Source organism: Winogradskya consettensis, assembly GCF_018332715.1.
In the GTDB taxonomy this organism is placed as follows: domain Bacteria; phylum Actinomycetota; class Actinomycetes; order Mycobacteriales; family Micromonosporaceae; genus Actinoplanes; species Actinoplanes consettensis.
The window spans coordinates 1-13,564 of sequence record NZ_BOQP01000018.1 but is presented as its reverse complement, the minus strand read 5'-3'; the positions used below and the strand labels follow the sequence as shown (position 1 = coordinate 13,564).

Below are 13,564 nucleotides of genomic sequence, written 5' to 3'. Positions count from 1 at the left end.
GAAGACGCAACGAACTCACACCGAGATGCGTTCCGATCCGGAGTAGACGTTCATGCTCGGCCCGCGCAGGAAGCCCACCAGTGTCATCCCTGCCTCGTCGGCCAGTTCGGCGGCGAGCGTGCTGGGCGCCGAGACCGCGGCGAGGACCGGGATGCCGGCCATCCAGGCCTTCTGGGTGAGTTCGAAGCTCGCACGACCGGAGACCAGCAGCACGTGACCCGTGAGAGGCAGCCGGCCCTCCCGCAACGCCCAGCCGATCACCTTGTCGACGGCGTTGTGCCGGCCGACGTCCTCGCGGAGCACAAGCAACTCCCCATCGGCGGTGAAGAGCCCAGCCGCGTGCAGTCCGCCCGTACGCTCGAACGTGCGCTGGGCTGCCCGCAGCTTGTCCGGGATCTCGGACAGCGTCCGAGCAGCGACGACCGTTTTGTCCGTTCTGACGTCGAACTGGGAGCGGGTGCGGACCGCGTCGATGCTCGCCTTGCCGCACACCCCGCACGAACTGGTCGTGTAGAAGTTTCGGCTCACGTCGGTGGCCGGCGGTGGCACGTCGGCGCCGAGCACGATGTCGACCACGTTGTAGGTGTTCGGGGTGTCGGTGCCGGCGCAGAGCTGTGCCGTCAGCACGTCGTCTGCGGTCCGGATGATGCCCTCGGTCAGCAGGAATCCCATCGCCAGGTCGATGTCCTGCCCGGGGGTACGCATGGTCACCGCCAGCGGCTCCTTGCGCAGCCGGATCTCGAGCGGCTCCTCGGCGGCCAGGTCGTCGGGCCGTCGGCGGGGCTCCGCGTCCGAGTCAAGATTGATCTTCATGACCGGTCGCCGGTTCATCGTGCGCGCCATCTGACGAGCGTATGCCGTGCACGGGAGTGGCAGAACGACACCGGTGTGGCGCAGGCAACGGGGCGCGTCCGGAAAGGCAACAGTCACGCTCGAGGGCTCGGCGGGATACGGTACGTACGTGGGGGGATTCGCGGCGGTGGTGTTGGCCGGCGGTGCGGCGCGTCGGATGGGTGGGGCGGACAAGCCCACCATCCAGGTAGCCGGCCAGCCGATGCTGACCCGAGTCCTGGCAGCGGTGCACGACGCCGACCCCCGGGTGGTGGTCGGCAGAGTCCCACCCGACCTCCCGGTGCAGGTCGCCTCGACGACAGAGAACCCGCCCGGGGGCGGCCCGGTGGCGGCTACCGCCGCGGGGCTCGCGCTGGTTCCCGAGGGCGTGAGTTTCACGGCTCTGCTCGCCGCGGACCTGCCTTTGCTGACCGGCGAGGCGATCGACGTGCTCAGGCTCACAGTCGAGACGGCGCCCATGATGCAGGGCGCGGTCTATCGCGATGCGGAAGGTCGCCGGCAGACGCTCTGCGGAGTTTGGCGTACGAGTGCGTTGCGGAAGGCTCTGGCCGAGTTCGAGGAGGAACGCGGCAACCTGCACGGCGCTTCGATGCATGCCCTGCTCGACCATCTGCGCTTCATAGAGGTCTCCTGGCGCCGGCCCGGACCACCTCCGTGGTTCGACTGCGACACCGACGACGACCTGCGTACGGCGGAGGAGTGGGCACGGTGAACGTGCTCGAGGAATGGATCAGGGAGGCCTCCGCCGAGCTGGGGCTCTCCCCGGCCGACGTGGAGCACCATCTGGTCCTTGATGTGGCCCGCGATGTGGCGCACAACGTCGTGCGTCCTGGCGCACCCGTTACCGCCTACCTCCTGGGCCTGGCCGTCGGTCGCGGTGCGGACCCAGCCGCCGCCGCCGCACGCCTGAGCGCGCTGGCAACAGCGTGGCCGGCCACCCAAGAACAGCAGCGAGCCACCCCGCCGATACAAGAACAGCAGCAAGCCGCCCCAGCGACACACGATCAGCAACCGGCTGCCGCTGGAGACGATCAGTAGTCGGCCGCCCCGGCGAAGTAGGCGCTGGCCAGCGGAAAGGCCTGCCCGAGATCGGGTTGCCTCCGGTGCGATGGCAGTCCTGACAAGTGGCCGCAGGTGCGGGCGGGGCTGAAATGGGCACAGGGGAATGGGACGGGGCCGATGGGTGGGGCGTCGGCTCGATAGGGTGACGGAGCGGAGGTGACGATCATGACGGCGGAGAGCGCTGCTGAGCAGCCTGAAGGTGTCCTGCTTGACGAGCCGACCACGGCCGACTTGCGGGCGAAGGTGACGGAGGCCTGGCGGGAGTTCGCCAGTGCGTTCGCGTCCCTTGTGCCAACTTTGAGCGCTGGTGCGTACGTGGACATCACGCTCGACCCGACTGCTTCCGGCACCGGGGCGGCCGTTTACTCGGTGAGCATCCGCGTGCTTGATGACGGCGTCGTCGAGGCGCTCGCTGTCGGGAACGGAGCGCTGCCCGAGGGCTACAGAATGGATCGGGCGTCCGTCGCTGATCTGGTCGCGCTGGGCTGGTCACCGCCGGGTGTGCTACCCGACTCGGGCGACTCGTTCGGGTTGCGGACCTCGGTCGGGGCGGCCAAACAGCTCGCCACGATCGTCTCGCGGACCCTCCGTGACGTGTATGGCGCTCCGCATCCCGCGTTTCTGGTCTACCTGGTGCACGACGACCAGGATGAGCCGATCGAGACCGCGCCGCTGGCGACCGCCCGGCACGAGCCCAGCATCGACGAGGTGCTCAGCCTTGACGACCTGGACGAGGACGGAGTGCTTTCCGAGGCACTCGCCAACGCGGCTGACGAGGTTGTTCCGCTCGACGAGCGGGTGCGGACGGTCGTTGCCACCATGTCCAAGACGACGGTCGATCAGCTTCAGGTCGACACGGACGGCGACATCGGCATCCGTGCGGGTTCGGCGATGGTCTTCGTCCGGGTGCGCGACAACCCGCCGCTGGTCGACGTCTTCTCCCCGATTCTCACCGAGGTCGAGCCGACCGAACAGCTCTACGTGAAGCTGTCCGAGCTGACCAACCGGATGCCGATCGGCCGGCTCTACTGCGCGCAGGACACGGTCTGGGCCTCGATCCCCGTCTTCGGCCGCAACTTCCAGGCGACCCACCTCATGCTGGCGGTCCAGGTCATGACGGGCCTCGCGGACGAGCTCGACGACCGGCTGCACGGCGAGTTCGGCGGCAAGCGCTTCTTCGGCGAAGGCGACAAACCAGCCCCGGCCAAGCCCGACACCAAAGACGCCGACGACCACCGCCCCGGCATGTACCTCTAACCTGCCAGGACAACGGGAGAGCGCCGGCCGGCCCGCAGGAGGCTGGCGCTCCGGTCCAATGACTGACCAGCCCGCGCAAGGCCTGCAGAACGGCGCGGCCGGCTGCGCCGATCCAGCCCAATGCCGGCCAGCTGGCGCAAGGGCAGCGGCCTAGGCGTTGGGGAGCCAGGTCAGCTCCTCCATGGTGGACAGCGACGAGGCCAGCAAGCCGCCGCAGGAAGCCGGGGACCGATCCTGCCGCCGCGTAGGTAGGGGGTTTGTTGCCGGGTGGTGGTGAACCGGTAGATGTCCGTCGACGGGGGAACCGGCAGGGCGAAGGTCGAAGGTGCCCGCGCCGTTGCCCGCAGCGACCAGGTTGCCCCGGTCGGCCTCGTACCGGCTGACCACCCGCGGCGACCCGGCCAGGTCCACAAGTAGCAACAAAGCGCGTGAGCCGCCTGAACCACCCGGAATGTCGAGACTGCGCCGCTTCGAGAACCAGAACACGCTGGCCTTGGCCGCCTGCCGAAGCCCGCCCTCAAGCGCCTGACACGAGTCAAAAGCGGCCGGCCGAAAGCTGGAAAGCGGAGATGTACACCCGCCTAGAACGACGACAGCGAGAGCAAGAGCGCGCACCATGAGCATGGGCCGCGGCGACCCATGCCGAGGTTCTTCACTGCGGCGCGGGCACCGGTGTGGGCCGCTCGACCAGCCGGGAAAGCACGATCATGCTGCGCGTGGACGTCACGAACGGTTCGGCCCGTAGCCGCTCCAGCGCCTGCTCCAGATGCCCGATGTCCGCGGCGCGCAGGTGCACGAGAGCATCGGCCTCGCCGGAGACCGTGTAGGCCCCGACCACCTCGGGATGTCGGCGCGCTGCCACGGTGATCTGCGCCGGGGTCGTACGCCCGGTGCAGAAGAGCTCGACGAACGCCTCCGTGGTCCAGCCGACGGCCGACGGCTCGATGATGGTGGTGAATCCCTTGATCACGCCGTCGGTGCGGAGTCGATCGACGCGTCGCTTCACCGCGGGCGCCGAGAGTGACACCTTCGCCCCGATTTCGGCGTATGAGGCGCGGGCGTCCGTCGAGAGCAACGCAATGATTCGCTGGTCTACGGCGTCCATGCGCAACGATTCGTCTCCGACTAGCAAGGGATTGAGCTGTTTACGTCGTCCCAGCGTACCTACCCTTTACCTCATGAGCCAGACGGAGCGCTTGCCGCGAAAGCGGACATACCTCATGTGTCCGCCCGAACACTTCACGGTCGACTACGCCATCAACCCGTGGATGGACACGTCCGTCCCGGTGGACTCCGGTCTGGCGCTCAAGCAGTGGGCGATTCTGCGCGACACTTTGACCGATCTCGGCCACGCCGTGCACGTGATCGACGCAAAACCGGAGCTCCCGGACATGGTCTACGCGGCGAACGGCGCGTTCTCCGTCGACGGCACTGTCTATGGCGCCCGGTTCCGTTACCCGCAGCGGGTGGGCGAGGCTGCAGAGCATCGCAAGTTCTATGAAAGCACCGTAAACTGGACCACCAAGCAGGGCGATAGCGTCAACGAGGGCGAGGGCGATTTCGCGTACCTGCCGGCCGCGTACGGTGGAATGATCCTGGCTGGTCATGGTTTTCGCACCGAGCCGGCGGCCCACCTGGAGGCGCAGGAGATCCTCGGCCGCCCGGTGATCTCCCTGCAGCTGGTCGACCCGGCGTTCTACCACCTCGACACCGCGCTGGCGGCGCTCGACGACCGGCACATCACGTACTATCCAGAAGCGTTCTCGGAAGCGAGCCGGCGGGTTCTGCGCCAGCTCTTCCCCGATGCCGTGATCGCCGATCGTGGCGACGCCGAGGCGTTCGGCCTCAACCTGGTCAGCGACGGCCGTCACGTGATCCTCAACACCGAAGCCAGGGCGATGGGCGAAAAAGTACGCGCTCACGGCTACCAGCCGGTCCATGTGGAGCTGGGCGAGCTCAAACGCGGCGGTGGCAGCGTGAAATGCGTGGTGGCCGAACTCAGGGGATAGCGGCGGCGAGGCAAGATGGATCGCATGACCGACGACACCCGCACCGAAGAGAAGCACGATGACGGCTCGGTCATCGTGGTGGGCCCCGACGGCCGCCCCCTGGGCACGGTGGAGCCGGACGGCACCATGAAGGCCGAGGAGCCCGGCAACCTCATCGAGCAGCCGGCCAAGGTCATGCGGATCGGCAGCATGATCAAGCAGCTGCTCGAGGAGGTCCGTGCGGCACCGCTCGACGAGGCGAGCCGCAGCCGGCTCCGGGAGATCCACCAGCGTTCGATCAAGGAGCTGGAGGACGGCCTGGCACCGGAGCTGCAGGAGGAGCTCGAGCGGTTGTCGCTGCCGTTCGAGTCGGAGACCCCGCCGAGCGAGTCCGAGCTGCGCATCGCCCAGGCGCAGCTGGTCGGCTGGCTGGAGGGACTCTTTCACGGCATCCAGGCAGCACTCGTAGCGCAGCAGATGGCGGCGCGGCTGCAGCTGGAGCAGATGCGTGGCGGTCAGGGCCGTCCCGCGCTGCCCGTGGGAGGCACTATCCCGGGAATGCCGCAGGCGAGCGACGGCACAGGCCGCACTGGGCAGTACCTATAACCCGAACAGATCCGAGAGGTACGCAGCCACCCCGTCCTCGTCGTTCGTGAGCGTCACGTCATCGGCGACGGCTTTCACGGCGGGGTGCGCGTTGCCCATCGCCACGGAACGGCCTGCCCAGGAAAGCAGGGGCAGGTCGTTCGGCATGTCCCCGAAGGCGACGACCTCCGCGGCCTGGACGCCCTGACGCTCGCAGAGCCACGCCAGCCCGGCTGCCTTGGTGACCCCGGCGGCGGAGATCTCCACCAGCGCCGACGTCGACGAGTGGGTCGCCACCGCGATCTCGCCGAGGGTCCGGCTGACCAGCTCCGCGAATTCGTCCGGCCCGTGTGCGGCAGAGCGGGCCAGCAGCTTCACGGCGGGTGCGGACAGCAACTTCTCCTGCGAGGTCATCACCCGTACGGAGTCGTGCTTGCCGTCCCAGTGCAGCGGCCACTTCTCCTCGTACCAGAAGCTTCTGCCATCCTCGACCTCCACCGCCAGGGCGACGTCGGGCACCGCCTCGCGCAGCTTTGCAGTGACATCGAGCAGCAGCTCAACCGTGAGCGGAGCGGCTCGCAGGATCTGGTCGGAGAACGGGTCGTAGACCACGGCGCCGTTGGCGCAGACGGCCGGCAGCGGCTCGGCCATCTGCTCGTAGAGCTGGCGCAGCCAGCGCACGGGGCGGCCGGTGACGAGCACAGCCGGGACACCCTGGGCGTGGAGCCGGTCGAGGACCTCGATGGTTCGCGGGCTGAGCGTGCCGTCGCTGCGGATCAACGTGCCGTCGATATCCGAGGCGACCAGGCGAAAGTCTGACATCACCTCGACAGTAGCCGGTCGAGATAGACCGCCACCCCGTCCTCGTCGTTCGTCAGGGTCACCTCGTCGGCGACCGCGAGCAGCTCGGGGTGTGCGTTGGCGACGGCCACCCGACTCCAGCCGGCCCACGCGAACATCGGCAGGTCATTGGGCATGTCGCCGAAGACCAGCACGTCCGCCGGGTCGACCCCGACCGCCTCGGCGACCACTGCCAGGCCGGTGCCCTTGTCGACGTTCGGCGGGCAGATCTCGATGTAGTTGAGCCCGGCCTGGGTGACCGATGCCACGTGTTCGGGCACGATCCGCCGGGCGACGGCGAGCAGTTCGTCGACGTCGTGGTCGAAGGAGCGCGCGAACGCCTTGATCACGTCGCCGGTGACGCACTCGGCCCGGGTGCGGGGTTCGACAACGACCGGATAGCGCCATGTCGGGTCGTAATCGCCCCAGAGCGGGGAGTCGTGGTGCTCCAGCGCTTCCACCATCACCGACAGCGTGCCGATCTCGGCCTCGATGCTTTCCAGGGCGAGCTCCAGGGCGCGGCCCGGAAGCCGGGCACTGCGCAGCACCTGGGACTCGTTCTGGTCGATGACCCAGCCACCCTGGGCGAGCACGAGGAAGTCGGCGACCCGGATGTCGCCCCGGGTCAGCTCGGCCAGGCGGGGCCCACGACCGGTGGCGGCGACGATCCTGATCCCGGCGGCCCGGACCCGGTCCAGCACCTCGTGGGTGTATGCGGACACCGTGTCGTCACTGCGAACCAGGGTGCCGTCGAGGTCGGTTGCGATGAGCTTCGGGAGACCGGGCTTGACCATCAGTTCCTCCGAGGGTGGTGAGACCCCCGCGGAGGGCGGAAGGAAAACGTTACACCGACCCGGCTACCAGCAGCTATGACTTTTGGTAGCCGGGCGATTGCGAGATCGTTAGCGAACGGGTTCGAGAACGTCCCGCCCGCCGAGGTACGGCTGGAGCGCCTTGGGCACCCGCACCGAACCATCGGGCTGCTGGTGGTTCTCGAGGATCGGAATCAGCCACCGCGTCGTCGCCAGCGTGCCGTTCAGCGTCGCCGCCGTCTGCGGCTTGCCGTCCTCGTCGCGGTAGCGGATGTTGAGCCGCCGCGCCTGGAACGTGGTGCAGTTCGACGTGGAGGTGACCTCGCGGTAGCGGTTCTGCGACGGCACCCACGCCTCGCAGTCGTACTTGCGGGTGGCGCTCGACCCGAGGTCTCCGGCGGCCACGTCGATCACGCGGTAGGGGATCTCGACCTTGGCGAGCATCTCCTCCTCCATGGCGAGCAGCCTGAGATGCTCGGCCTCGGCCTCCTCGGGCCGGCAGAAGGAGAACATCTCCACCTTGTCGAACTGGTGAACACGCAGGATGCCGCGGACGTCCTTACCGTGCGAGCCGGCCTCGCGGCGGTAACACGTCGACCAGCCGGCGAAGCGCTCCGCCCCGGCCTCCAGGTCGATGATCTCGTTCGAGTGGTAGGCGGCGAGCGCCACCTCCGACGTACCCACCAGGTAGAGGTCGTCGGCCTCGAGCCGGTAGACCTCGCTGGCGTGCGAGCCGAGGAATCCGGTGCCCTCCATCGACTCCGGGCGCACCAGAGAAGGGGTGATCGACGGGGTGAAGCCGTGCTCGACCGCCTGGGCGATCGCCATCTGCAGCAGGCCGAGCTGCAGCAGCGCGCCCACACCGGTCAGGAAGTAGAACCGCGAGCCCGAGACCTTGGCACCCCGCTCGGTGTCGATCGCACGCAGCGCCTCACCGATCTCCAGGTGGTCCTTCGGATTCTCGATCTGCGGCCGGTCACCGACCTCGCGCAGCACCACGAAGTCGTCCTCGCCGCCCGGCGGGACCCCCGGCGTGACCAGGTTGGGCACGGCGAGATGCGCCGCACGCAGCGCCTCGTCGGCGGCGTTGGCGGCGGCCTCGGTGGCCTTCACCTCATTGGCGAGTTCCTTGGTGCGGGCGAGCAGCGCGACCCGCTCGTCAGCCGACGCCTTGGGGATCTGCTTGCCCAGGGATTTCTGCTCCGCCCGGACAGCCTCGAACCGCTGGGTCGCGGACCGGCGCTCCTCATCGGCGCGCAGCAGGTCATCCACCTTGTCGGTGGACTCGCCGCGCAGCCGCTGGCTGGCACGGATCAGCTCGGGCTCTTCGCGAAGCAGACGCAGGTCAATCACGATTGTCAGACTACCGGCGTGCCTGTTCCCATTTCACCTCGATATACCGGGGCGGCCGGAGTCACGGTCAGATCGAGTGGATCATCCTCGATGACAGCGGCCTCGACGAGGACGGGGTGACCTGCGACCGCGAAGGGCGCCAGGTAGGCAGCCAGCAGAATCAGCAGCACCCCCGCCCCGGCACACCAGGGCCCGCGCCCGATCGAGATCGAGAACTGGTCGTCGTTGAACGAGGCCAGCTCGACCTGCCGCAGCACAAAACTGGTCCGATCGAGCGTGGAGAACGCCGCCACCACCACGGCGAGCAGCACGCCACCGGAGCCCAGCGTGGCCAGCCGCGCGTAGGCCCGCCCCGGCACCGGCCCGAACAGAAGCAATGCCACCGCGACGACCAGCACGAACAGCCCGGCGAGGTATCCGGCACCCCACCCGCCCAGGTCGCCGATCGAACTTTCGAACGGGCGATTGCCGACGTTGCTCTCGCGCAGCTCCGTCGCGTCGATCCGGGTGACCTGCCACTCGGCGATCAGCGAGGCGAAAAGTGCGACCGCTCCCAGCCCGGCGGCGAGTGGCGCGATCCGCCGGTCCCGCCCCAGACGGCCGAGAGGCCCGAAGCGGCCCGGCCCGAACTCAATCACCGACATGGGACCAATCATTGCCCGCGCGGCGTCCACCGGCCACCGTGGCGGTGCATGGGCTAGCGTTCTTCTCATGCCTATTCGCACTGCTACCGCCCGCTGGTCCGGCAACCTGACCGAGGGCAACGGAACGATCAAAACCGGTAAGGGCGGCTACGAGGGGAACTACTCCTTCAAGTCGCGCTTCGAGGAGGGCGAGGGAACCAACCCCGAGGAGCTCATCGGCGCCGCGCACGCCGGCTGCTTCTCGATGGCGTTCTCGAAGGCGCTGTCCGACGAGGGCTTCGTCCCGACCTCGGTCGAGACCATCGCCAAGGTCCACCTCGACAAGAGCGACGCCGGGTTCTCGGTGACCCGCATCGACCTGGAGACCGTGGGCAACGTGCCCGGCGTCGACGCCGACACGTTCCAGAAGATCGCCGAGGACGCCAAGGCGAACTGCCCGATCTCCCGCCTCCTCTCCCCGGGCGCCGAGATCACCCTGAGCGCCACCCTCTCCTGACCCACGCGCACCTCTGCTCCACCCGTCCGCCGCGACACGTTTCGGGGTCCGGCGGGTGGAGCACAATGGGTGGTGTGCCGGTCGAGATGAGCCGTGAACGTTTCGAGGAGCTCGTGGGTGAGGCCCTCGACGAGGTCCCGCCCGAGCTCCTCAAATCCATGAACAACGTCGTGATCATGGTCGAGGACCTGCCCGCCGACGGCAGCCTCGGCCTGCTCGGCCTCTACGAGGGCACCGACCTCACCAGCCGCGGCTGGGACTACGCCGGGGTGCTGCCCGACCGCATCACCATCTACCGCCTGCCGACCCTGGCCGTCTGCGACACGGAGACGGACGTCATCGACGAGGTCGCGATCACCGTCGTGCACGAGATCGCACACCACTTCGGCATCGATGACCAGCGGTTGCACGAGTTGGGATGGGGCTGATCGGCCGAACCGGGCGTTGCCTGACGGCCCTACCCTGAGGATCCAAGCCCACAGGAGGAGCTTCATGCGCAGCGAACTGTTCTCGGCCGAGAACCTCGAGAAGGAATCGGCCCAGCCCGGTCTGCGACTGCAGAACCACAAACTGCTCAAGGCCGAGCTGAACGGCGAGTTCATGGCCCGGGTGGGCTCCATGGTCGCCTACCAGGGCCAGGTCAACTTCGAAGCCCTCGGCTCCGGCGGCATCGGCAAATTCCTCAAGCAGAAGCTCACCGGCGAAGGCGTCCCCCTGATGCGCGTCAGCGGCCGCGGCGACGTCTTCCTCGCCGAGAACGCCGCCGACATCCACCTGATCGACCTCGAACACGGCGACGGCCTCTCCATCAACGGCGCCAACGTCCTCGCCTTCGACTCCACGCTCAACTACGACATCAAACTCGTCAAAGGCGTCGGCATGGCCTCCAACGCCGGCCTGTTCAACTGCGTCTTCACCGGCGCCGGCCGCATCGCGGTAACCACCAAGGGCACCCCGGTCGTACTCACCGTCGACCAACCCACCTACGTGGACCCCCAGGCCGCCATCTGCTGGTCCGCCAGCCTCCAGACCGGCTACCACCGAGCCGAGCAGATGGGCCTCGGCACACTGCTGGGCCGCAGCACCGGCGAACGCTTCACCATGAGCTTCGCCGGCCAGGGCTTCGTCGTGGTCCAGCCCTCCGAAGAACCCCCCGGCGGCCTCGCCGGCGCCGCCCAGGGCCAGCAGCAAAGCGGCGGCCTCCTGGGAAATCTCCTCGGCGACTGAGCAGCTCCCAGCAAGAGCAACAAGATCAAATTCTGGAAGCAGATGTCGTAGCTCGGTGGGCGGTGCAGACCGCAGCTCCCGCCGAGGTCGGGCCCGGCAACCCCAGGCGCCTCAGCGGCGCCAGAACGGGGTTCCCGGGCCCTCAGCCTGAGTAAATGGTCACCCCCGCGACCCAGCGCTCCCACACCCCGCGAAGCGGCTCACCCCCGGCTTCAACCCCACAACACCCCCCGCTCGCGCCGGCACCCCGCTCGCGCCCGCGTCCCCGCGCTCGCGACTGGGGTCAGGCAGGTTCGCCAGAGCGGAGGCGCGTGAGCCAGGCCGCGCTGTCGGCGAAGTCGGTGTTGGTGAGGCCGGGCTGGGAGGGCAGGGGTTCCTCGCGGGCCTTCTTGGACCAGCGATGCTTGGGGTAGGAACCGAGGAAGCGCACGTCCGAGCAGATGCGTCGCAGACCCTGTAGTGCCTCGCCGAGCCGGGGCTCGGCGATGTGCCCCGTGCAGTCGAGGAAGAAGACGTAGACGCCGAGTTGCTCGCCGGTCGGACGGGACTCGATGCGGGACAGGTTGATGCCCCGGACGGCGAGCTCGGTGAGGACCGCGAGCAACGCGCCCACCCGGTCGTGGTCGATCATCAGGGCCAGCGAGGTCACGTCGTCGCCGGTAGGCGGGGCCGGCGGGGCAGGCCGGGACAGCAGCGCGAACCGTGTCACCGCGTCCGCCCGGTCGGCGATCTTCTCAGCGAGCACGGTCAGGTTGTTCCGCGGCACTCCGATAGGCGCGCAGATGGCAGCGTCGAACTCCCCCGCGGCGGCGGCCACCGCGGCGGCGGCGTTGGAGAGGACGTCAACGACCACGGCGTCGGGCATGTTCGCTTGCAGCCAGCCCCGGCACTGCGCGGAAGCCTGCGGGTGCGCGGCCACGGACCGCACCGAGGCGAGCGGGGTCAGCGACGCTGAGGCCAGCACGAACTCGACCGGCAGCACCACCTCCCGCGTGATCACGAGCGGCGAGCCGGTGCCCAGCTCATCAAGGGTGACCGGCACAGCCCCGCCGACGGAATTCTCCAACGGCACAAGCGCAGCGTCGGCGTCCCCGACCCGCACAGCCTCCAGCGCCTCGGGCACGCTGCGCGCGGGTGTGCGCACGGCATGCTCGGCTGCGGGGATCGTCCGCAGGGCCTGCTCGGTGAAGGTGCCCTCGGGTCCAAGATATACAAAACGCGTGGGCGGGGTTCCGGGCATGCCTCCACCCTATGACTTCGTGAGGATCAAGCCCCGCAGGCCCGTACGCGGATGCCGACCGGAGCCTGAGCCTGGACCTCGTTGCTGCACACGTCAGCGCCGGCCTCGATGAGCTTGAGCGTTGCCGGCTTGCCCGTGGTGACCACGGCGAGCGGCTCATACTTGTCCTCGGCGTCGTCCGCCACGATCTCCATCACCGCGAATTGCCATTCTCCGGAGCAAAACGGCCCGGTGGTGACCTTCAGCGGCTCATCCGGAATGCCGGGCGTGCCCTCGACGACGGCGATCAACTGCTGAGCGCTGGGACCCCCGGTGCACAGCGGCGCCGGCGACGGCCCCTGCGTGGTCGGCGTCGTCGTCGGAGTGGTCGTAGTCGGAACGACGACCGGCGGCGTGTAGAGCGGCGGCGTGTAGACCGGCGGCGTAATCACCGGATTGGTCGGCACCACACCCGGATACGTCGCCCCGCCCGTAGGCACCCCCGTATACCCACCAAGCGCCGGAACCGACAACGAGGACGACGGCACAGGCCCGGACGCACCCGAAATCGGCGGCGCCGTCCTAGGCGGTTCCGGAGGCTCCCCACAGGCACCCAAAAACGCCAGCACGCCGACAACCGGCAGGACACTCCCACCCGCCCGACGAACCACACCGTGGAGCACGGCCCCATATTAGGACGAAAACCGAATAGACAACCGTCTCAATTTGGCACCACCCCCAGCCCCCACCCCCCACAAGAGCCCCCACCCAAAGACACCCACCCTCCCCAAGCGACGCCCATCGTCAGACAGCGCTCACCCTCAGCCAATGGCCTGGTTAGCCAATGCTTGGTCAGGCGATGGCCTGGTCAGGTGATGGCCTGGTCAGATAGCGATTTGGTCAGATAGCGATCAGGGCATGCAGCGACCTGGTCGAGCGATCAGGGCAAATAACGATCAGGGCATGCAGCGACCTTGGCAGCCAGCGATCATGTCAGCAGCGGTCCGGACAGGTAGCGGCCCTCTTTAGGCAGCGGCGCCCTCCACCGTCAGCGCCCTCCACCAGGAGCGCCCCAACCGTCAGCGCCCCAACCGTCAGCGCCCCAACCGTCAGCGCCCCAACCGTCAGCGGCCAAGGCGGCAGCGGTCCCGGCAGGTGGCGGAGCCGGACCACACAGCAGCCCTCGTAGACAACGGCCTGCAGGCGCTCACCGCGTCTGGCAACGGCCC

Annotated in this window: 17 protein-coding genes; 8 read left to right on the top strand and 9 right to left on the bottom strand. The window is 68.5% G+C overall.

Annotated features, from left to right (window positions below):
* Positions 1-15: 15 nt before the first annotated feature.
* A complete protein-coding gene (gene fdhD / locus Aco04nite_RS19135; RefSeq protein ID WP_212998607.1) occupies positions 16-843 on the bottom strand; it encodes a formate dehydrogenase accessory sulfurtransferase FdhD in 828 nt (275 codons plus the stop codon).
* 118 nt (positions 844-961) lie between these two features.
* Between fdhD and mobA the strand changes: the two genes are divergently transcribed.
* From mobA to Aco04nite_RS19120, 3 genes are all read left to right on the top strand, one after another.
* On the top strand, positions 962-1,564 hold the full coding sequence (mobA, locus tag Aco04nite_RS19130) for a molybdenum cofactor guanylyltransferase (protein WP_280519356.1): 603 nt from the start codon (positions 962-964) through the stop codon (positions 1,562-1,564).
* Positions 1,561-1,890: a DUF6457 domain-containing protein gene (locus Aco04nite_RS19125; protein WP_244876111.1), complete on the top strand. Its 330-nt coding sequence runs from the start codon at positions 1,561-1,563 to the stop codon at positions 1,888-1,890. Before mobA ends, Aco04nite_RS19125 begins: the two co-directional genes overlap by 4 nt.
* Positions 1,891-2,079: 189 nt before the next feature.
* A complete protein-coding gene (locus Aco04nite_RS19120; protein WP_203837340.1) occupies positions 2,080-3,171 on the top strand; it encodes a T3SS (YopN, CesT) and YbjN peptide-binding chaperone 1 in 1,092 nt (363 codons plus the stop codon).
* Positions 3,172-3,321: 150 nt separating this feature from the next.
* Here the strand turns inward: Aco04nite_RS19120 and Aco04nite_RS19115 are convergent, their stop codons facing one another.
* Positions 3,322-3,582, bottom strand: a complete 261-nt coding sequence (locus tag Aco04nite_RS19115; protein WP_212998606.1) for a hypothetical protein — start codon at positions 3,580-3,582, stop codon at positions 3,322-3,324.
* Between the two features lie 241 nt (positions 3,583-3,823).
* Positions 3,824-4,282, bottom strand: coding sequence for an Lrp/AsnC family transcriptional regulator (locus Aco04nite_RS19110; protein ID WP_203837342.1), 459 nt, complete (start codon positions 4,280-4,282; stop codon positions 3,824-3,826).
* Positions 4,283-4,349: 67 nt separating this feature from the next.
* Here Aco04nite_RS19110 and ddaH point away from each other — a divergent pair, with 67 nt between their 5' ends.
* Together ddaH and Aco04nite_RS19100 are read left to right on the top strand one after the other, a co-directional pair.
* Entirely contained in the window at positions 4,350-5,180 is an 831-nt protein-coding gene (gene ddaH / locus Aco04nite_RS19105; protein WP_212998605.1) for a dimethylargininase, read from the top strand.
* Positions 5,181-5,204: 24 nt separating this feature from the next.
* A complete protein-coding gene (locus Aco04nite_RS19100; RefSeq protein WP_203837344.1) occupies positions 5,205-5,765 on the top strand; it encodes a bacterial proteasome activator family protein in 561 nt (186 codons plus the stop codon).
* Here Aco04nite_RS19100 and Aco04nite_RS19095 read toward each other — a convergent pair.
* From Aco04nite_RS19095 to Aco04nite_RS19080, 4 genes are all read right to left on the bottom strand, one after another.
* On the bottom strand, positions 5,760-6,566 hold the full coding sequence (locus Aco04nite_RS19095; protein WP_212998604.1) for an HAD family hydrolase: 807 nt from the start codon (positions 6,564-6,566) through the stop codon (positions 5,760-5,762). The genes Aco04nite_RS19100 and Aco04nite_RS19095 overlap by 6 nt on opposite strands.
* Positions 6,566-7,378 carry an HAD family hydrolase gene (locus tag Aco04nite_RS19090; protein ID WP_212998603.1) on the bottom strand — a complete coding sequence of 271 codons (813 nt, stop codon included), beginning with the start codon at positions 7,376-7,378 and terminating at the stop codon, positions 6,566-6,568. The genes Aco04nite_RS19095 and Aco04nite_RS19090 overlap by 1 nt, the downstream gene beginning before the upstream one ends.
* 108 nt (positions 7,379-7,486) lie before the next feature.
* A complete protein-coding gene (serS, locus tag Aco04nite_RS19085; RefSeq protein ID WP_212998602.1) occupies positions 7,487-8,749 on the bottom strand; it encodes a serine--tRNA ligase in 1,263 nt (420 codons plus the stop codon).
* A 5-nt stretch (positions 8,750-8,754) separates the two neighbouring features.
* On the bottom strand, positions 8,755-9,393 hold the full coding sequence (locus Aco04nite_RS19080) for a hypothetical protein (protein WP_212998601.1): 639 nt from the start codon (positions 9,391-9,393) through the stop codon (positions 8,755-8,757).
* 67 nt (positions 9,394-9,460) lie between these two features.
* Here Aco04nite_RS19080 and Aco04nite_RS19075 point away from each other — a divergent pair, with 67 nt between their 5' ends.
* The 3 genes from Aco04nite_RS19075 (at position 9,461) to Aco04nite_RS19065 (ending at position 11,116) form a co-directional block, all read left to right on the top strand.
* Positions 9,461-9,889: an OsmC family protein gene (locus Aco04nite_RS19075; protein WP_203837349.1), complete on the top strand. Its 429-nt coding sequence runs from the start codon at positions 9,461-9,463 to the stop codon at positions 9,887-9,889.
* 65 nt (positions 9,890-9,954) lie between these two features.
* Complete coding sequence (locus tag Aco04nite_RS19070; RefSeq protein WP_203837350.1) at positions 9,955-10,317, top strand: metallopeptidase family protein; 363 nt, start codon at positions 9,955-9,957, stop codon at positions 10,315-10,317.
* A gap of 64 nt (positions 10,318-10,381) precedes the next feature.
* Positions 10,382-11,116 carry an AIM24 family protein gene (locus Aco04nite_RS19065; RefSeq protein ID WP_212998600.1) on the top strand — a complete coding sequence of 245 codons (735 nt, stop codon included), beginning with the start codon at positions 10,382-10,384 and terminating at the stop codon, positions 11,114-11,116.
* Positions 11,117-11,399: 283 nt separating this feature from the next.
* Here the strand turns inward: Aco04nite_RS19065 and pheA are convergent, their stop codons facing one another.
* Together pheA and Aco04nite_RS19055 are read right to left on the bottom strand one after the other, a co-directional pair.
* On the bottom strand, positions 11,400-12,356 hold the full coding sequence (pheA, locus tag Aco04nite_RS19060) for a prephenate dehydratase (protein WP_212998599.1): 957 nt from the start codon (positions 12,354-12,356) through the stop codon (positions 11,400-11,402).
* A 26-nt stretch (positions 12,357-12,382) separates the two neighbouring features.
* Positions 12,383-12,802 carry a hypothetical protein gene (locus Aco04nite_RS19055; protein WP_212998598.1) on the bottom strand — a complete coding sequence of 140 codons (420 nt, stop codon included), beginning with the start codon at positions 12,800-12,802 and terminating at the stop codon, positions 12,383-12,385.
* Positions 12,803-13,564: the final 762 nt, after the last annotated feature.